The 19,602-nt window shown below is 40.3% G+C and carries 15 protein-coding genes; 3 read left to right on the forward strand and 12 right to left on the reverse strand.

The features are described 5' to 3' along the window. The first annotated feature begins 224 nt into the window (after positions 1-224). A complete protein-coding gene (locus JMN32_RS22385) occupies positions 225-1,256 on the forward strand; it encodes a LacI family DNA-binding transcriptional regulator (RefSeq protein WP_202858612.1) in 1,032 nt (343 codons plus the stop codon). Between the two features lie 81 nt (positions 1,257-1,337). On the opposite strand, the gene JMN32_RS22390 is transcribed toward JMN32_RS22385, so the two are convergent. Together JMN32_RS22390 and JMN32_RS22395 are read right to left on the reverse strand one after the other, a co-directional pair. After that, positions 1,338-2,612, reverse strand: coding sequence for a hypothetical protein (locus tag JMN32_RS22390; protein ID WP_202858613.1), 1,275 nt, complete (start codon positions 2,610-2,612; stop codon positions 1,338-1,340). 430 nt (positions 2,613-3,042) lie between these two features. Then, the gene (locus JMN32_RS22395) at positions 3,043-3,234 is read right to left on the reverse strand and encodes a pinensin family lanthipeptide (protein WP_202858614.1); all 192 of its coding nucleotides are present in this window, start codon (positions 3,232-3,234) and stop codon (positions 3,043-3,045) included. A 338-nt stretch (positions 3,235-3,572) separates the two neighbouring features. On the opposite strand from JMN32_RS22395, the gene JMN32_RS27415 reads away from it, so the two are divergent. Next, positions 3,573-3,752, forward strand: a complete 180-nt coding sequence (locus JMN32_RS27415; RefSeq protein ID WP_394369189.1) for a helix-turn-helix domain-containing protein — start codon at positions 3,573-3,575, stop codon at positions 3,750-3,752. Then, the gene (locus tag JMN32_RS27420) at positions 3,683-3,865 is read left to right on the forward strand and encodes a hypothetical protein (RefSeq protein WP_238354623.1); all 183 of its coding nucleotides are present in this window, start codon (positions 3,683-3,685) and stop codon (positions 3,863-3,865) included. The genes JMN32_RS27415 and JMN32_RS27420 overlap by 70 nt, the downstream gene beginning before the upstream one ends. Positions 3,866-4,070: 205 nt before the next feature. Here JMN32_RS27420 and JMN32_RS22405 read toward each other — a convergent pair whose 3' ends face one another. The 10 genes from JMN32_RS22405 to JMN32_RS22450 all read right to left on the reverse strand — a co-directional run bounded on the left by JMN32_RS22405 (position 4,071) and on the right by JMN32_RS22450 (position 19,590). Next, complete coding sequence (locus JMN32_RS22405; protein ID WP_202858615.1) at positions 4,071-4,703, reverse strand: hypothetical protein; 633 nt, start codon at positions 4,701-4,703, stop codon at positions 4,071-4,073. A gap of 20 nt (positions 4,704-4,723) precedes the next feature. Next, positions 4,724-5,263, reverse strand: coding sequence for a hypothetical protein (locus JMN32_RS22410; RefSeq protein ID WP_202858616.1), 540 nt, complete (start codon positions 5,261-5,263; stop codon positions 4,724-4,726). A gap of 118 nt (positions 5,264-5,381) precedes the next feature. After that, a complete protein-coding gene (locus tag JMN32_RS22415; protein ID WP_202858617.1) occupies positions 5,382-7,967 on the reverse strand; it encodes an RHS repeat-associated core domain-containing protein in 2,586 nt (861 codons plus the stop codon). Positions 7,968-8,116: 149 nt separating this feature from the next. After that, positions 8,117-8,362: a hypothetical protein gene (locus tag JMN32_RS22420; RefSeq protein ID WP_202858618.1), complete on the reverse strand. Its 246-nt coding sequence runs from the start codon at positions 8,360-8,362 to the stop codon at positions 8,117-8,119. A gap of 356 nt (positions 8,363-8,718) precedes the next feature. Then, positions 8,719-8,868: a hypothetical protein gene (locus tag JMN32_RS22425; protein ID WP_202858619.1), complete on the reverse strand. Its 150-nt coding sequence runs from the start codon at positions 8,866-8,868 to the stop codon at positions 8,719-8,721. Continuing rightward, the gene (locus tag JMN32_RS22430; RefSeq protein ID WP_202858620.1) at positions 8,852-9,241 is read right to left on the reverse strand and encodes a hypothetical protein; all 390 of its coding nucleotides are present in this window, start codon (positions 9,239-9,241) and stop codon (positions 8,852-8,854) included. The genes JMN32_RS22425 and JMN32_RS22430 overlap by 17 nt, the downstream gene beginning before the upstream one ends. Further along, a complete protein-coding gene (locus JMN32_RS22435; RefSeq protein WP_202858621.1) occupies positions 9,208-9,555 on the reverse strand; it encodes a hypothetical protein in 348 nt (115 codons plus the stop codon). The genes JMN32_RS22430 and JMN32_RS22435 overlap by 34 nt, the downstream gene beginning before the upstream one ends. A 4-nt stretch (positions 9,556-9,559) precedes the next feature. Then, on the reverse strand, positions 9,560-10,147 hold the full coding sequence (locus tag JMN32_RS22440) for an EndoU domain-containing protein (protein ID WP_202858622.1): 588 nt from the start codon (positions 10,145-10,147) through the stop codon (positions 9,560-9,562). 221 nt (positions 10,148-10,368) lie between these two features. Further along, positions 10,369-11,112, reverse strand: a complete 744-nt coding sequence (locus JMN32_RS22445) for a hypothetical protein (RefSeq protein ID WP_202858623.1) — start codon at positions 11,110-11,112, stop codon at positions 10,369-10,371. Then, on the reverse strand, positions 11,113-19,590 hold the full coding sequence (locus JMN32_RS22450; RefSeq protein WP_202858624.1) for a DUF6443 domain-containing protein: 8,478 nt from the start codon (positions 19,588-19,590) through the stop codon (positions 11,113-11,115). Between the last annotated feature and the right edge of the window lie 12 nt (positions 19,591-19,602).

A 19,602-nucleotide genomic window follows, 5' to 3' on the forward strand; every position in this document is an offset into this window, starting at 1 on the left:
TACCCCCTTTACTTGCACTTTTAGATAATTGACATTTTCCAAGAGACCTTCCCTAATTTGGACTTTTATAATATGACCCCCTCAAAACGAGGCTCTTGGAAGTTTGAACTAAAAATAGTAGCATTGATATTTAGTTGAATAAGTCATGGCGTATTATTCTCCAACAGTAGAAATTGAAAAATGTTTTCTGACCCTTACCAACGCCTCTTAAAAATGGATTTAGAATGAAGAGTAATCAAATTACTATTAAAGATATAGCCCGTGAACTCGATATTTCACCCTCTACAGTTTCGCGGGCCTTAAAAGATCATCCCGACATTAGCCCCAAAACAAAAAAACAGGTTAGAGAACTAGCCGAAAAACTGAATTATCAGCCTAATAGTATAGCCCTTAGCCTTCGAAGTAGCAAAAGCAATACTATTGGTGTAGTTATCCCTCAGGTAGTACATTTTTTCTTTTCTACTATAATCAGTGGTATAGAAGATATTGCTTATGCCGCAGGTTACAGTGTAATGGTAGCCCAAAGTAATGAATCGTATGATCGAGAGGTAATGGATACTAAAGCCCTTTTCAATAATCGTGTGGACGGTATATTGGTATCCATGTCAAGAGAAACAACTGACTACGGCCATTTTGAATCTTTACACAACAGGGGCATTCCTATGGTGTTTTATGATCGCGTATGCGATCCTATAGATTGCAGCAAGGTGGTAGTAGATGATTTTGATGGAGGATATAGAGCTACTAAGCATCTAATTGACGAAGGGTATAAAAGAATAGCACATTTGGCTGGCCCGGATAGCCTGCATATGTTCAGGCAACGTCTCGAAGGTTACAAAAAAGCACTGCAAGAGCACGGGCTTCCTATTGATGAAAGCCTGATTCTTGCTGAAAATGCTTCCGACGATGAAAATGTAGCAAAGAAACTCACCGAACACCTGCTGGAGCTTGATGAAAGACCCGATGCCATTTTTGCTAATAATGATATTGCTGCCCTTGGTGCGATGATCACTATTAAAGAGCATGGTTTAAAAATTCCTAATGACATGGGTATCGTTGGTTTTAGTAACTGGAGATTTACTTCTTTAACTGAACCTACAATTACGACCGTAGCTCAACCAGGGTTTGAAATGGGACAGGAAGCAGCGCGCTTGCTTATAGCAGCAATAGAAGCCAAGAAAGACGAGGTAATTACTTCCGTTACCAAAGTTTTGAAAACAGAACTTGTGGTAAGAGGGTCTTCCGTCAGGGGTTAAGAAGACTGAGCTCCGGGTATATCCCTTTATTTAACTCATCATAATGGACGAGTTCACAACCTGCCAGTCACCAATACCGGATCACTTCCTTAGCCTAAAGCCGGTTTTAAATACAACGGGACTGTTGTATAAACCATCTTCATTATCATGAAGCACATTGAATAGTACAAGGGCTTGCATTTCAAGCCATTTGGCAACATTGAACCTTCTCCCCACGCCTATTAATAAGGTCTGCTTCCATTCCCTCTTAGGGATTTCTGTAGACATTGTGGTTGTTCTCATTCTCTCTGCTTCGAGGTAGGCAAAGAAATTTTTAAACACCATATGATTCGCATAAGCGCTATACCCATATACCTCCTCATTGCTTTGTGAAGTCACTCTATGCTTATCTGCCTTAAATTGGCTACGGTAACACCCCGTAACTCCAACTTCAAAAAGTTTGTTCACTCTATACCCTAAGGTAGGGGACAGATCGATGTTCAACGGATTGGTTTTGCTTATATTAAAATTACCCCCAATGACCAGTCTCTCCCAAAATGACTCATCTTTTAAAGATGTTCTTTTTACAGCACTGCTGAGATCATTGCTATTAGGCATGTAGGAGTATTTCTTTTTCATCTCCCCCATCTGCGACTGCACCTGCTGTATTTTATCCGCATTTTGCGTGATGTATTCTCTTGCTTGAGATGCCATCTTTTGTTTTAATTCCTGCTTAGCAGCCGCCTGCCTCAATTCCTCCTGGGTACTCTCCAGCTTGTTTTTATAATCTTCCAGCTGCCCCAATTCAGACTCATTTCCCATTCCATTGAGAGCATCATACTCTTTGGTGCCTTTTAGCTCCTCTTCTGCACGTTTTACTGCAGCATCCTTTACCTGCCGAGTGATGGTGGAATCAATAGTAACCTGCGGTATTTCCTCCCCCAGTTCGTCCTCCAAGGCTGCTTTGGCTCTGGACTTAGCCTCGCTTTTAACCTGATCCGTCGTGGTGGAATCAATGCTGATATCTGGAACATCTACATACTGTTGCAGCGAATCTCTCAAAACCTGCTTTGCTTTACCTTCTGCTTTCCTGGCAGTAGTACTGTCAATGGCAACATCAGGAATATCCAACCTGTTATCAAGACTATCCTTCAAAGCACTTTTGGCTAATGATTTTGCTTTTTGAGCATCTGTACTATCCGGCATCGCTTCTGACCATTCCGTTTTTAACGAATCTGATAAAGTCTGCCCCCGGTTATGATTAGTGGAATCAGTTTCCTCTTTGACAGTATTTGTAGAATCTTGAGAAGAAACACCCTGTCCCATTAACTGGATAAAGGAACAAAAGAGTAACAGTATTAGCAGTAGTCTTTTCAAAATCTGATTTGGATAAGCGGCAAATTTAATATTAATCTCACATTTTTTGTAGCATTATATACATTAAGTTATACACCCATTTTTCGAAACAATTACTAGCTACCAATAGAGGTTCCTTCCCTGTTGAAATTGCTACCATGATATGAACCTACCAGGCCACTTTTCTAAATACATATACAAATAACAAACCCACAAGTCAACATATTTCACCTCAGTGAACATCATCTAAGCGGTCTAGGCTTTGAGCATCATTAAGCGGTCTGCAGTGAACACTTATTACTTTCACCATCAATAACAGCTATGGTCAGGAGGCAGCCAAGAAGTTTATTAAAGCATAGTGTCATGATAAATCAAAAGAGGCTGGTTAAGACCTCCCAAACTTACGTTTAGGAGGTCTTTAATCCAGCCTCTTAATCTTCATGATCAATAATTACTGGCAGTAATTACCGGAATCCTCGCAGCAGTATGTCCAGTAACCGTAAGTAACTACTGTTGGGCAATTCAATTTCCCACAAACTGTTGCTGATGCTCCCCCCTGCACTTTTACAGTCTCACTCTTGCCTGTAGGCATTTCAGTTACAAAGCTTTTCACTTTAAGTTGCTCAATCTTAAGCTTTTTCATAATTAGTAAGTTTTAGATGTAGAAAATTTTGTAATCAAACCTACCTCTGAAAAAAGTAATATGGTATCACTGGATACCGGTATAATGTGTGTTGGAACAGTTTTTTTTTGCATTTCCGAGATTATCATTAATTTCTTACATAAAGTAGNTGGCATATTTTGAACCGTAATCACTGGCATAAACACTCCGAAATCAGTGGCATATTTCAAACCGTTATATCCAGTTGTACTCCCATATAAAAGAAGTAGGTAGTAAAACAGGGTATTTATAGCCCGTATAAGTGTTTTGATATGACTACTTTCGGTGAAAAAATTGCAGAGCTTAGGAAGGATAAAAAAATGTCTCAAGGGGAGCTGGCCAAAATGCTCAATACATCTACTTCCGTTATCGGGAGATATGAACGGGACGAGATGACTCCTTCAATCGAAGTTGCTAAAAAATTGCTGCTTTGCTTGATATTACTGTTGGTTATTTACTCGGTAAAACGGAGGACGATACACTCTTTAAAGATCCTGTAATGCTAAAACGCCTGAAGGAACTTAATAAGCTTCCCAATAGTGACAAGGAACACATCCTTTATGCTCTTGACGGACTACTTCAAAATGTTAAAGCCAAACAGACGTATTCATAAAAAAAGCCTCGCATTGCTGCAAGGCTCATTTATTTCAGTCATCGCGGAAGTAACTTCCGTGCCCAGATGGGCTATCTAATCAGCTCTACCTGATCAAACTTCCATATTTCTCTAATATTTCAATTCTCCGCAATAAAGCTGTACTTGAGCTTCCAATGAAGGACCATGCTGCGGAAATACCGCATCTCTAATCTGAACTGCTGATCTACAGCTTAAAACCAGATTCCGATATATTAAGATAGAACGGCTTTCGGCTTTCTATTTCTATATCCCGCCATTGAACTCCACAAGTATATTGATGAAGTTTTTTATTAAATAGTTTGCGGTTGTAAGAATGTATCCTCTCCGGAAGTTCGAATTCAGTATAATCGTTTAGATAATACTTGGGGCCGAATAAATTTAATTTAATATCAAAAGTAAGAGCCACATAAGGCACTTCTTCATATGTATCATTCCAAAAATTTAGATTTCCTGCATTTGCAACGTGTCTGGTTTCTACAATTCTATCATGTGCGTCAACAAGATCAATGTAAAAACCGAAATTAACCGTAGCAGGTATATCATAAAAAGCTGTGCTCTCATTCAATGACTTCAACCATTTAACCCAACTTTCATCACCACTCTTCCATACATTACTTCCACCTAAATCCTCCTTAGTATTTCCTATAACTATAGTATCGTAACTTATAAAATCAAATGCTTTAGAAAAGTTTATTAGGTCTTCCGTTAATGAACCCATATTAAATAACGAGTAGCTCCTAATAAATGACCACTCTGCAACTTGACCATACCTGATCATCTTCTCCAAATGATCTCTCTTACTGTAATCAAAAATCATGTTTAATTTTCTACTGAAGTTTAAAGTTCAAAACCATCAGCGCCAAACTTCAAATAATAAGGCTTGGCACTTTCAAACTTGATTTCGTCCCAAGTCCAACAGCCAGAAAAATCCTTAATACCAGCATTTATTACGCGCCGGTTATGGTTGACAATTTTTTGGGGCAATAACATTGTAGCTCCATTATCAAGGTAAATTGACTCACTAAAAAGATTTCTCTGGATATAGACTATAAACTCAGTATGATTTGGTCCGTCTTCTTTTTCATGCCAAAGCTGAAAGTTTCCTATAGATTCTTCAACTCCTTTAATCGTATTATCATTATAATCAACTAATCCAAAATTGTAATTTAAGTCTCCGGAAGCAACTATATCATCTAATCTCACATCCTTATCCTTAATACCATTAATCCAATCACCATATTCCTGTAATGCGCTTTTTTTATTCCAGACATTTCTGTTTGTCTGATTAATATTAGAAGCGGCTAAACCGATGGAATTATAGGTCATGTAGGAAAAACTAGTTCTAAAATCTTCTAGCAGTTTTTTAACAGTTTTCATGTTAATTTCATCTTTATACTTTTTAAATGACAGCATGCAAATATCTGAGTAGGTACTTATTTCGCTTAGTTGCAAGCTGTTATTAATAGGTATAATTAATCGTGATTGTTCAATCATATTATTTTCTTAATAGTTCTAAATCCAAAGAAATAACTCCATCACTACCATGTACCCAAATTTCACCAACTACACCATCATTTTTTATTAAAAGACTAGGCTGACGAACATTTTTTAGCCAGTGATTTTTCATCATCACAACAGGAATATCCACATTAATTCTAATGTCAATGTTATTGAAGCCCAACTCAACTGCTTTTTGGTACGTTTGGTTTATCTCGTTTATCATTTGTTTTTTACCTCCCAGTGTCTTCAACTGGAACATTTGTCCTGTTTCATTATAAAATCCATCTATTGCCTTCTGATTTTCAGCCGCCAAAACTAACTTCTGCCCCTTTTCTGAAGCTATAATATCCCCAAAAGAAACTTCCTTCGCCAGTCCATCTAAATCATTATACACCTTAGAATTATCTAACAAAACATTTCCTGATGAGCCAACTGCCGTACCTAAATTATCTAAATTAATCCCAATTTTCTGAGAACTTGCAGTTAAAAGTTCCTGGAACTGGCTGGCCTTTACAAACCCGGAGGTGCCATCAGCTTTTTTAACAAGATAGACACTCTCGCCTATAACGTTTCCAATGCCATCTTTCACAGCAATATCCTTTGATATTTCTATAAATTCATCAGCGGATGTTACCGCATCATCCAGCCATCCATCATTTGCAACGCGCAATACATCATCAGCCCCTTCTTTCAAAAGTACACCAATTGTGGCTCCGCTCTTTCCTATTAAAGTGAATTGTTCATTGGCGGTTGGTAATACCTTACTTCCAAGTTGAATCGCCTTGGCAATAGCCCTTCGGGAAATTGCACTAAGCTTAGCAACATCTACCACCTTACCTCCAATCTTCACAACCATTCCAACAATACCGGCCTTAACAAGTGCCTCACCGGGCACCAAGTCAAGAATGGCTAGTGCCCTTTCCCAGCCTGCAAGCTGCTCATCAGTTCTATAGTGTTTGCCATTAATAATTGTTTGTGCAGCCACCAGCGGTGCTGTAACTATATCGGCAACAATGTACGAGTATAATACCAAACCACCTTCGTCACCGGGTATAGCATTACTCAGGTCTTTGATGTGATAGTTGATTTTATCCCTCCATTGATCTGTTACAGCGGCGCTTTTCCCCCAATAGTCAGCGCTACCTGCCCATATCGTAAGTTTATCAAAAAGCTCCCTTTCCGAATCATTATTATTAAAAGTAACGGTATAGGTCGTTGATATTTCATTACCATCCTTATCGGTAATAATATATTCTCCCTCAACAACCACCTTATCAGGGTGTACAAACATTTTGGGATAGTTAAAGCCCAGATCTTCCCATAATTTCATCAGGTAGTCTCCCGCTCCAACTGGGTCTGGCCCAAACATCTTCAGGTTTTCGGAAACCTCGCGTTTATAGTCAAAACCCGTTTTACCGGAGTAATGCTTTTCCAGCGCTATCGTACCTGCACCGGTATCAGTACTCTTATGTGTTTTTAACTGAGCATAAACCTTCTCGATGGAGTTGTTTTCGCTGTTATCGGTACCACTCTCATATTTACGCTGGCTACTCCCCACAAACCTTGGTTGGCGTATTTGCGGTCCGCTCACAGGCATGGATGAAGCAGCATAAGTTTCTTTCTTGGGTCTTGCAGGGCCAAAGACAAAGCTTTCCTCATCCTGGCTGCCCAGCACATCAAAGCTTTTGCGACCTTCACCCTTCGAGCTTTCAAAAGAACCTGTCCGAGCAACATGATCTCTGCTACCTCCGCTTTGCTGATCGTCCGTTTCGGTTGAGGTATTTTCATCCTGTTCGTCTTCTCTATCTTGCTTTCCGTTATCTTTCTTTTTCCCGTTGACCTTTCTGTGCCTTTTTTGCTTCTTCGTTTTAGGTAAATTAATCGCTACCCTGGAGTGTGTACCACGGCCTTTTACCCTCACTCGCTTCACTCTTTTATCTTTCTTCCGTTTATCTTTATTTTTCCCTGTTCTGGCTCGTTTATTTCTCTCTCTTACCTTGCTTCCATCTTCAATCAGCAAGCCCAGCAAGTCTTCATTATTGACAAAATTGTTGCCGGCGTATTGATACGTGCTTTGTTCAAGTTGCAGATCAGCAAGAGGGTCTATGTTATAAAACCTGCCTAAAACAGCATCGTACTTCCTAAAGCCTAAATCTTTAATACCATGCGCTATACCTCTGGTATTTACTGAACCTGTATAGTATTCGTTATCGCGATGGTAAGGATTGAACGAAAGACCTAAAGCATAAAAATCTTCACTTTTTATGATTTTACTTCTATTGTGCGTTAGTTTCAGGTCATCAAAATACACCCAGTTATCAGTAGCACTTTCATTGCTCACATAGGCATAAATGTATCCGGCCTCTTTAATTTCTATGTCACCGATCTCTAGTTTTTCAACGTTAAAATTGGCATCATCGGACACCTGCAGGTACCCGGCATCTTTATAATTCATTTCATCATCGAAAAGAATATAATTAAGATATGCTGCCGGAACATTATCATTACTTGTTTGACCATTATCAAAAAACGCAAAAGCGTTGTCAAAACTGTTGTAAATGGTGAGTTGACACTTCCTCACATGAACGCCACTCTTTTTCAGTAACTATATTATAAACGTTTCCGATAGCAACATTAATTGTTGCAAAGAAGATTAAGAATAGCATTATGTATTTGAGTAGTTTCATTGGTAATGCAAAAACAAGTACTCTGGCTGGTTTTTATTTTTCATCATACGTGCGAGTTTCCTACCTTATCAATTCCTAATTGAGTTAAAGTTATCTTAACCTCTTTACCATCTCTGACTATGTTAATAAACCCTTCCTCTACAAGTTTCTTTGGTACTATATTAAAACTCTCTTTGACAAGAATATTCCTAGTTATATACTTATCAAAAGAATACCTTGATACTTCTCCTCCATTATCTTGGATAAACTGAAGGCATTTTAGTAGCATTTCGTTTGTTATCTCTTTCATAATTAATTTCCTGGGTGATATAACGGTGCGTCAGCTTCATATATGCTATAAGATTCCAAACTTGCTGCGTGAAGCGTTATAATAGAAGTCCTCATCATTACCCATCTGCTATTCCTTTATTTTTATACCTAGCGTACTCTTCCAATTCATGTGTATAAAAACGCTTATCATAATCTGTTGCTTCGATCTCTCCTCGCTCAATTCTTCAACCTTTCTATCATCCCTGCATTGTCAGGATCAGCCCCAAACCTGTTCAAGTGCTTTTCTACATCACTAATGCCATCTGAATCTATATTTGCATCCGTCCAACCCCTTTTAATAATTGGCCCACCTGCATCATCTGGATCGAAATATCTTCAAGAATGCTCTCCTTTAACTTTTAGTTCTCCAGGATTATAAACATCATTATTATCAAGCTTTCCAAGTACAGTACCATCAGCTTGTTTCACAATTCCACCACTCTCAATGGTTAGACCATTATATAGATACCTATTGGTCTTTGCCAAAGCCTCTGGGCTGGTCTTCAACCCCCACATCATCCAACCCCCTCCAGGAGTCGACCAAGTCGGGAGCAACAAAAAACACATTATGCTCCCCTGAATCGCACTTCTCGAACAAAGAAATCCCGAACATACCATTTTCTTGTGAAGACGATTCAATCGGTTCTTTCTTTTTATTAAAATCAGTTAATCCTTCTACATATGAACATCGATCTTCTTCATGTACTACTGCATAGTCCTTTCCTATTACAGCATCAACCGCTGCAAAGAAAATTAAGAATAGAGCTATGTATTTGAGCAGTTTCATATGAAGACAAAAACCAGCAACTAGCACTGGTTTTTTGTTTACCTGTTTTGGCTCTCCAAAAATTCGAGCCATTCCATTACTAAGTTCCTAAAATCTATGGAAGGCATTATCAAGTCTTTATAACCTACTTCGCTTCCACACAATTCCGTTTTTTCTTTCTGCACAACAGCAAGCCCCACTACATCTGCACCTATTTCAACAAAACTCACTTCCCCTTCTAACACGGAATTTATACCTGGTAATAAAGTCTCCTTTATCTCCCTAGGATCTCTCCATATATCTAAGTATTGAGCTAAAATTTCATATTCAGAACTTTCAGACACAGATGTCTTTCTATTTTCTATAAAAATGAATTTTACAGGATACTTTTCTATTGTTTTATTCATATTGTTATATTTCAGGGAATGCAGAACTCACATTGCCTGCTTCATCCAAATAAATTGTAAGATTCGTTCCATCTGACATTGTCCCTTGATACTTATTTCCTCCCAAAGAAGTCTTATTATTGAAAGCATAAGCCATTTCTGCCTGAACCTTCTCCTTAGACCATGAATCTGGAAAAAATGTCGACTCTTTTGATTTCACTTTCCAACCGTCGTTTGGAGAATAAGACTCACCAGTAAATGCTTCCACTTTAGCCTCAACTTTAGCTTTATAATACCTATTACCTACTGGAGTAATTTCACCTTTAATTCTCAACTTATTTGGGTCTAATGCATCTTTGCTGTGTGCTCCCGAAACACTCCACATCTTGGTTCCATCAGGAGCTAATTTTTGCAGACCAGTATTTGGGTCAATAACGGGCTTAACATCTCCTTCAAATATGTGCTTATTAAGCGGCCCATTCTTAACTACATCATCCAGTTTCTTGAGATAATCAGGATCTCTTTTCCAACCATCGGGAACATCATCCCCAAGATCATCGAGTTTCTTCCACGAATCAGCCAAATCCGCATTCTCAGCCAATGCCTCGGCCAACTCGTCATTCGCTGCTATATCCTCTCCAAATCTACGGGCTGTTACATCATCAAAGCCTTTTCCTTTTATGGTAGCCCAATCAATCTTGCCTAATTTACCAGTTTCTTAAATACATCGGCCACTTTATCAAAAAGCTTCTTCCCCCAGTCAAAACAGCCGCAATTAAAGTTACAGCATCATAAGTACCCGCATATTGGGGGACTTCCACTCATAAGCTAGAACTAAAGTAGATGCCTTTTAAATCCCAAAGCAATAGGATTCCTAAAATGATTAAGGCTTTGGATCTTCTTATCCCAATTAACTTTTGATAAAAGGTATATATCCACTTCTGGATATGTTTGGGAAACAACCTCTACCATTTCGTCCATATCCATCCAGCCATCGTTAGCTGTGTACCCTTTCAGTAACTTGTTACATTCATGACTTATCAATTCCATCCGTTCCTGATCCAGTGTATCGGGAAAAAGATATTCCCAAGCTGCTTTCTTAACATGAAAAACCACATCTTCCTTTGTGTAATAGATTTCTCCAAAGGCCAACTTATAGTCATGTTTGGTTGCAAACCTAAGCCAAGAGAATTGCTCGCTGTCCATTAATTCATGTATATTGGAAAAACTGTGAATTTCAATATCCTTCAATTGATCGCTTAATTTTTCTCTCTCTTCTTCTGCCAACTTAGCCTCTCTATTTGAAATTGTACCCACCAAACCAGAGTATATCAACAGATCATCTATCTTGAACTCTCTTGGTGGCATGTCATCGGCGGTAGGAACAAATTTTGTCTCTAATGCAATTTTTATCCAATCAAAAGAGTTATCATTTAATTTTTCAATCAAATTAGACTTCAAACCTTCTTTACTAAAACCAGGGTTATGTCTCTCCAGCTTATTAATTATCTTATCGATAGAGTAGCCCCATTCAGATAAAGACATATAACCTCTAAAAAACACTATTAAATCTTCCATTTACTTATTTGGATACATTGTTACTAACTGAAAAACCCCTGAAGAAACTTCTTCATATACGGCAGTTACTTTAGACATCTGCTGCAATCCATTGCCAACATTTTTACCATATCCAACTCCAAAATTTCCGGGATGTTCCACAATCCAATTTCCAGAAATTGGGTCTTGAATCTTAGCGGTAAAAGCGGGGGTTCCAGGCTTAACATTCTCCAAAGCTTCTTTTACCATTTCAGGGCTATTGAACCGTGAGGCATAATTTGACACCTGTTGCACAGCACCATCTGGAGCAATTCCTGTCTCTACCCTTTTTATTAAGGCATCATTGGTAACATCATGGCCATGTCTTTCTAATACGTGAGCATCTGGATGCTCAGTAAGCTTTGTAAGATCATCCGCATTGTAACCAGACGTATCAGGTGTACGCTTCATCTTTAGCTCACCACCATCATCTACAAGCTGATAGCCATTCTTTGGCTCACCAATCGGTGTACCATCTCCATACTTTTCAGGCAACACATTACCGTTCTTAATCTCTGCAATTTTCTTTCCCGCCGCATCTGTCAAATTAAGATTGCCATCTAAATTTTTGGAGAGTGTTGCCCCTGCACCATCCCAGTCATTTACATGACTCAAAAATTCCGGATTTTTTTTAAGTGGATTATCAGGATCAATTTCATCCATCTTCTTCCACCCATCAGCCAAATCCGCATTCTCAGCCAATGCCTCGGCCAACTCGTCATTCGCTGCTATATCCTCTCCAAATCTACGGGCTGTTACATCATCAAAGCCTTTTCCTTTAACCGTCGCCCAATCAATTTTGCCTAATTTACCAGTTTTCTTTAAAATGGTTGATAGCTCGTCAAAAACTTTCTTACCTCCTGTAAGTATAGAAAAAATGATGGCAGAAGTGTCATAAAAACCAGCATATTGAGCTGACTTCTCATATTCGGCAATTTTACCGTAGTACATATTTTCTAAGGTTGAGAAATCAATGGAAATTATAGACTCTATCAATTGTTGACGGGTCTTTTTGTCAAACATCGACAATCCGAAAGCGACCATTTCAGGGATACTTTTCAGCTCATCCAACGCACTGTTTCCTACTCCTGCCGCCGGATCAGGCACCCAAATCCCCCAGGTGTTGGAGACTCCACCCTGCTCGTACCAATGCGACTCTTCAATGCCAACATCATCCAGCAGATCTTTAGCTGCTTTAACCACAAGCATGGTCTTCTCAAAAATATTTAATACAGGTTCATCCGCATCGGCCGTAGTGCCTTCAAGTTGGCTGGGAACATCTATATTGGGATCATTAGCCGGACTGAAGGTCTCACTGACTTCACCATCTGTTGCCAAAAAACCGCCATCATCATAGATTTCGTATATGAGTAAGGTTCGTGCATTTCCTTCATCGTCTGTCCATTCCAGAGATCTGTTTTCAAAGGTAATTTCTCCTACTATATCCACCACATCCCCAGAGTAGTTGCTGTAAACCTGTGTATTGTTATAGTCTATAGCCGACTGTATGGCCTCATCTCTGCGAGCTTCAAACTCAGCCATAACCGTTGCATCATGAGGCAGAGCTACCACGGTACCATCGTCATATTTTTTCTCTGTTGGCAGTACAAACAGGTCATCACGATATACCAAATGCCGCTCATATGTGCCATCCTCTTTTTTGGCCAGGATCATGGTCACATCTTTATTTGTACTCCTTACGCCAAGATTATAATCATCCACTATGATGTCAAAATAGGCTTCTTCAACAATCATAACCTCTGCATCCAGTCCGAACGGTTCGCTTTCAAATGTACTCATGGAGTTTTTAAGCTTATCACTCTCGGCCTGGTCGATACCTACAAAGTCATGTAGATCGCCATCGGCCAGTATCCGGTTTTTAATGCGGTTAATCTCGTCCTGTATCAGGTCATGATTAGCATCCAGATACTCCTGTATCTCAGAAGGCACAACAATCTCCTGCTGCTGAATGGCCTCGTTAAGCAAGTCTCGGATAAATTTACCTGCCTTCAAAAAAATCATTTGCTCTTCTACGGAACCACTTGCTGTAATGTCAACCTTATTAACATTTAACAGGTCTATGTGGTCTTCCCCCATATTTACCTCTATATAAAGATCACTAAGCACGCCATTAATACCGTCATTTTCATAATCAACAGTATATCCTCCATCTTTTACCGTTACATGCACAGGTTCTGCCTGGTCAAACGCCTCATCGTCATACTGACTGTAAGTGGTTCTGGCATCTATAGCCCTTTTAAAGCTGGAAGAAAACGGATGCTTCGACTGTATCAATAGCTTATAATGCAATGCCAGGGCCTGACCAAAAGGCAGGTTACCTGCCAGGTGTTCAAATTTCGCTACTTCAGGCTGATTCACACCTTTCTCATGCCAGTATTGCACATGACCTGATAAGCCGGACTGGTCGGTGCTTATAGACGGAGTCCCTGAATCTGAAGACGGTCTGTATCGTGGTGATTTATTTTCAATATTATTTCCAGAAAACAATGGTCCATGTACGCGATCAATTTTATTTTTAATAGCTTGTTCCTTGTAGTTCTGATCGGCTTCATTCCCAACTCCATAGGCAATTAACCTATTAACTACATCCATCGTGCTAAGATCACTCTTTGCTAAGTTGTCCTTTTGTTCTGAACTATTCTCATTTGAAGCAGACTCATCCTCGGAACCTGATGACCCATCATTTTTATCTCCTCTACTCTGCTTTCTCTTCTTACCCTTGGTCACATATACATACATTTTTCTTTTAGTATGCGTGCCTCGGGATTTCACCTTCACTTTTTTTACTTTGGCTTTATCCTTTTTATCTTTTTCCTTCGGACCCGTTGCTTTTTTATTGCCATTCCTCATCTTCCAACTGTTATCCTCAATCAAAAGGCCCAAAAGGTCTTTGTTATTTACAGGATCGTTACCAGCATATTGATAGGGACTCTGATCCAATTGCAATTCAGTAAGGGGATCAATGGTGAGGAACCTTCCGGTAACTGGTTCATATTGCCTGAAACCAAGATCCTTCCACCCTGTACCCTTCTGGGAATATGATCCTTTATAATCGGAAACCAGCCTTTTATATCCATTAAATGACAACCCAAAAGGAAAATAATCATCCGTTTGTATCACTGGGTGCTCCCGAAGAGTGACTTTCATATCGTCAAAGTATACTGGATTTTCCGTATTACTTTCATTGGTAAGGTAGATATAAATAAAGCCAGGCTTATCAGCCACAATATTTTCTATAGCGATTTTTTTATGACTTCCCGCCTCTTCCAGAACCTGTGCATGACCAAATTTCTGTAGATTCATGTTCTCATCGAACATAATATAGTTGAGGTAGGCAGCAGGCCTTGTATCGCTGGAGGTGCCGCTAAGTAATGCATTACCATTATTTACATTGTTAAATGCATCGTAGGTAGACTGTTCGTAGGTGTTACCTCCATTTACACCGCCAAAAGCACCTGCAATAGCGCTAATCATAGCAGTAGGATTTTGTAGGGAAGAATATCCATCTCCACCTTCATAATACGCATAAACTTCAATATCAACTTCATCGCCGATTCCCAGTGGCAAGCTAATTGATGGGCCTACCGGAGATGAAACATTGAGTCGTACCACCTGATCACCACCGTCATCATTGGCATCAGCCGTGCTAAATGTGACTCTTGTCTCGGGTATATTGGTGTACAGATTTTCTTCATCCGTGCCCACCTCTGATTCAAAGGAAGCTGAGAATATTAAAGTGTCAGGGTTGGCCGTAAATATTACCCTTGTGTTATCAAAGTTATCTTTGATATGATACTGATACTCAAATCCCTCTTCACCTTCTTTTGCCATCAATTGCCCCTGATCATGCTGGATAAGTTGCAATGCAGGCTCTGAATCCAGGACCTTCTCGTAAATAAATTCTCCCACAAAATCTGTCCGGGTTGTATATCCGTATTCGTAAATGATTTGTGCCAGTTTTTTCCCCTGAGCATTATAGATATATTCAACATAATCATTATCATTTTTGATTACTTTAACAGGTAGATTAAGGTGGTTATAGGTAATTTGATCTATACCTTTATTGGCATCAACAATCATATTACCATTGGCATCGTACACATAATCATCACCTTGTATATCCCTAAATCCTTCTTCCTTATAGGTCAGAAGATCATTTTCAGCCACATGGAGCAGCCTGTTGGCATGGTCAGCGCCTTGTCCATAATTATACTCCAGCTGGTCAATCACCTCCGGACCATCGTGGTCCGCGTAACGCGTCAACCCAAGTATGTTTCCATTGCGGTCATAACCTTGAATGTACTCGTTATATCCTCCCTGTTTTAATGTCCATGCACCGGTCTGGCCTTCAACATAGTCTGCCAACCTCAAGCGGTTAAGTCCATCATAAACATAACCATAGGCTTTGCTTTCAGACTTACCCAATGTTTTCCATTTTACCCCGGCTACGTTACCATTGTACTGTTGCTGCTCAAAGCCATGATCATACATCAGTTCCATACCGAAATAATCATTAGGGCTTAGCACTTCAGTCTCCGACAATTCGCTGTTATTAATATGTGTCAGCCAACCTCTTGGGTTATAAGCGTAATCCACGCTTTGCGCAAATGAGGCTTTGTCATCTTCACTATGCAGGTTTTTCTCTATCAGCTCCCCTATTTCATTGTACTCGTTATGCGAAAGCAACACTCTTTGAAGCTTACTCAAATGCACATCCTCTAAAATGTATCCATCAGAGTAAACACTTACATCTACCAGTAAAGCTGTATTGAGAGCGCTAACGGTTCTTAGTAATTGGTCATTATGAAAGTACTGTATTGAACCGTTTTTTCTTTCAATCTTGAACTTGTCGCCGACCTTATATTTATGAACACCTGACAGCAGGTTAGCAGAACCTTTTTCTCTAACCTGAAATGTGCTATCACTTCTTAAAAAGAAAGCGTATTGGATGGTGTTCCAATGTTCGTTGGCATTGGATGGAGATAAACCGATCATCCTATGATAGTCTACAACCTCAGCCGTAAGCGCTAAAGCTCCATCTTCATCCATAGGCAACTGATTTAAAGAAGCCGCTCCGCCATTCCAGTTATTCACACCTGCATTTTTCACAATGCCTTCGGTCTCATAAGTCATATTTACAAGATCCTTCCACTCCACTTTTTCATATGAGCCGATGGAATGGTAAGTATCTACCAGTCGACCTAAGTGATCATAGGACATATCATAAATTACAGTAACATCCTTACCGGAAGTTTTTACCTCCACCTGGTCCCCTGAAAAATTGTACCTGTAGGAAGTTATATTAACATCTCCTTGCTGATTTTCTTCCTGTATTTGAATTACCCTGTATTCATCGTCGTAATAGGTTACGGACTTCAGCCATTTGAAATCGCCTAATACTTTGGCAACGGTACCAGTAACCAGACCCACGGCTCGGTCAAACGGTGCCGTATGCCCCAGCTCAGGCTCAAAAGCCAGGCTGTCTGCATAAGAAAATTCATAATCATCATAATAGGTGATCAGGTAATAATTTTCAACGAGCGTATCTACCGGGAAGGCCTGGTTAGTATACCCGAACATCTCATCTCCTCTTTGCTCAAACAAAACGGGGTGATTCTTTACGGCATTGCGCACATCATCTAAAGAGCCGAACATCTCTGTAACCCCATGCATGACCGGCCTGTTTACCTCATCGTACTTGGTAAAGGCCCACTCTCCATGCAAACGCTGGTTTCCATCCTGGGTAAGTACCAGTCTATCCCTATTGTCATATACCAGATACATTGCTTCTGCACCAGGCACCTTTTTGGATATCATGCGGTCCCTCCCATCATATTTATACTGAAATGCCCAGTTATCAATAATGCCGAAGTCAGTAGCCCAACTGAAGCCATCAACGATCTTTGCCGAACACTCCGGAGGTAATACATACCGAAGGTTACTAAACATATCGTAGACATAATATGTATCCAGCCAGTCTCCCCGGTTGTTACCATTAACTCGCTTGAGCACCGTTCTTCCCAGCTTATCAGTAAACTCATGCACTTCCTGACCGTGCTCATCTACCGCGACCTCTACCATCAACTCACCACTGTAAACATATCCCTGATGCACCAGCTGATCATCAATCACGGACCACCGGGTTACTACCTGGTCATCGGCAGCGTTATAGGGCCTCACATCGCTTTGGGTAGTATGCCCGCTCCCCAGTCTCCAGGACTCACCAGGTGCCGACTCTTCAAGGGCTTTATCCAATGGTGAATTTTCAAATCGTGTTTCGGCATAAGCAACACCGGTACGGGCAACTTTATAAGCAAGTGACCCCGGGCTGGTATTGTCCAGATTTCTGTAGAAATCATATTGCTCCAGCAAATGATTATTTCTGTATGCACCAAGACCGGAAGCACTTACATAAGGTAGGTATTCTCTATACTGCCTCCCTCCTTTATCATAGGCTACGGCATGAATGATATCATTTTTCCCTGGAGAACCCTGCTTAACCACCGTTTGCACCGGTCGTCCCAAACCATCAATATATTGCGTTGAAACATTGACCTGCTCAACAGGGAGATCAGGGACAGTACCTATTACCCTCAAATCATTTGATGGCGTTTTGAATGTATATGTTCTTACAAAATTGACATCAGATGTCCCTAAAGTAGCTGTGGGGACATTACTTTGCAGTATCGGTGCTGATGAGTCGTCCGGACTGTTGCCCAGTGCGACCACTTTTACCGACCGGGTATTAAAATAGTCCGTTCCATTTAAACTTACTGCCAAATGGTAAACGCCGGGTACAGATACATTCAGCTCAGGCTGAGTGCTTCCGCTAATATTGTTACCATCCTTTACCCATTGGTAATGGTTAAAAACGTTATTATTATCAATGTAAAGACGGGTTTGCTCACCATTCTTTATAAAAAGCGAACCATCTACATGTATTACAGGGATGAGGAAGACATTGCTGGTAACAGATTTCGCTACCGCACTTGAACAACCGTCTTTAACACTATAAACATCAAAAGTACTGGTCTCGGTACAAAAAGCCCTGTATGTGGTACCTTCGTATTCCTTAATGCCATTTCTATACCAGTGATAGGTATAAGCCGGGTTAGCATCATTTACCGTCATAGTGACAAAGCCCGGATTTATAAGGTCTTCAACACTTACATCAGCAGAGGCAACAGGCAAAGGATCAATATTTACCTCCGCGGTAAAGCCAACACTGGACAAAGTGCCATCGCACTGTTTTGGTCTAAGATAATAAGTACCTGAAGTTGTTACGGTAAGAGTAGGCCCTGAACCTAATGAAGAGGAATTGCCTGCTCTGTACCAGTGCCAGGTCTCACACCCCTCAGGCGCCCCTTTTCTCGTAAGAATAGCTTTTCCACATTGCATTTCAACATCAGGTGCAGGAAGAATTACCTCTACAAAGACTTCATTGATTTTGAAAGGACCGGAACATCCTTTAATGTACCCGTCACCGAGCTGATCCCACCGCACATCAGCATAATACCTTGTGCCTTCGGAGTAGGTATTTAATATTGTAGTACCTTCATTAGCATGCCACCAGACACCGGCAGAACCTGAGTTATCAACATAATAAGTTATTTGCTGCCCTAAAGCTACATTTACAGGGTCAATTGGGTTATCACCAATGACTGTTACACTCGATGAAGGCCCCCAACAATTCTCGTTTTTAGCTCTTAGATAATACGTACCTGCTGTGGCAGGCCTTGTTTCCCTTGAATCAGAAATATCTGTTCCTTCTGCTTGTGTCTGCCAATAATATGTTAGTCCCTCCGGAGGCGTCTCTCTTGACAATGTAGCCAATCCGCAATTGTACAATACGGTAGGTACCGGTGGCATGGCAGGGTTTATAACCGAAACAGATACCGAACCTGACCCAAGACTCCAGCTATTGCCACTTTTTGCTCGCAGATAGTATGTTCCTGAGCTATTAGCCACATAAGTGCTGCCATAACCTAAGGCCGTGCTGGTTCCATTTGAAGTGGTTTGCCAGTACCATGTCACTTCCGAGGGAGGTGTACCCTGACGGGTAAGGGTTTTACTACCACATAAATTTGTTGATGCTGTCGGATTCGGAGGAGTTGCCGGTGGTACATCTATGATCACCGTAAGTGTACTTTTAACTAGATCTCCATTTTTAAATTTGATTGTACCGGAGCTAACATAGTTCCACTTTATCCTAACAACATAAGCTACTTTAGCTTCCGGGTCATTGTCAGGCATCATAGTTCCCTGATAGGTGATAACACCTCCGGTAACTTCCCAGTTAGGCCTAAGCTGAAGAAACTCATCGGAGTATGTATACATCAATTCCACGTCCGCGTCTGCATTCGTTGGCCCGCTAATAACACCGGCATAAACAGAACATGTGATCAGGGTAACAACTATAGAAAGTAAAAATCTTATCATTATTAATGAATT

It is taken from the genome of Fulvivirga marina (assembly GCF_016775155.1).
In the GTDB taxonomy this organism is placed as follows: domain Bacteria; phylum Bacteroidota; class Bacteroidia; order Cytophagales; family Cyclobacteriaceae; genus Fulvivirga; species Fulvivirga marina.

Excerpts from the sequence above, each read along its gene's own strand:
- JMN32_RS22410 (WP_202858616.1), bottom strand. The coding sequence starts at position 5,263 with ATGAAAACTGTTAAAAAACTGCTAGAAGATTTTAGAACTAGTTTTTCC.
- JMN32_RS22385 (WP_202858612.1), top strand. The coding sequence starts at position 225 with ATGAAGAGTAATCAAATTACTATTAAAGATATAGCCCGTGAACTCGAT.
- JMN32_RS27415 (WP_394369189.1), top strand. The coding sequence starts at position 3,573 with ATGTCTCAAGGGGAGCTGGCCAAAATGCTCAATACATCTACTTCCGTT.
- JMN32_RS22450 (WP_202858624.1), bottom strand. The coding sequence starts at position 19,590 with ATGATAAGATTTTTACTTTCTATAGTTGTTACCCTGATCACATGTTCT.
- JMN32_RS22395 (WP_202858614.1), bottom strand. The coding sequence starts at position 3,234 with ATGAAAAAGCTTAAGATTGAGCAACTTAAAGTGAAAAGCTTTGTAACT.
- JMN32_RS22445 (WP_202858623.1), bottom strand. The coding sequence starts at position 11,112 with ATGGAAGATTTAATAGTGTTTTTTAGAGGTTATATGTCTTTATCTGAA.
- JMN32_RS22435 (WP_202858621.1), bottom strand. The coding sequence starts at position 9,555 with ATGAATAAAACAATAGAAAAGTATCCTGTAAAATTCATTTTTATAGAA.
- JMN32_RS22430 (WP_202858620.1), bottom strand. The coding sequence starts at position 9,241 with ATGGCTCGAATTTTTGGAGAGCCAAAACAGGTAAACAAAAAACCAGTG.
- JMN32_RS22420 (WP_202858618.1), bottom strand. The coding sequence starts at position 8,362 with ATGAAAGAGATAACAAACGAAATGCTACTAAAATGCCTTCAGTTTATC.
- JMN32_RS22405 (WP_202858615.1), bottom strand. The coding sequence starts at position 4,703 with ATGATTTTTGATTACAGTAAGAGAGATCATTTGGAGAAGATGATCAGG.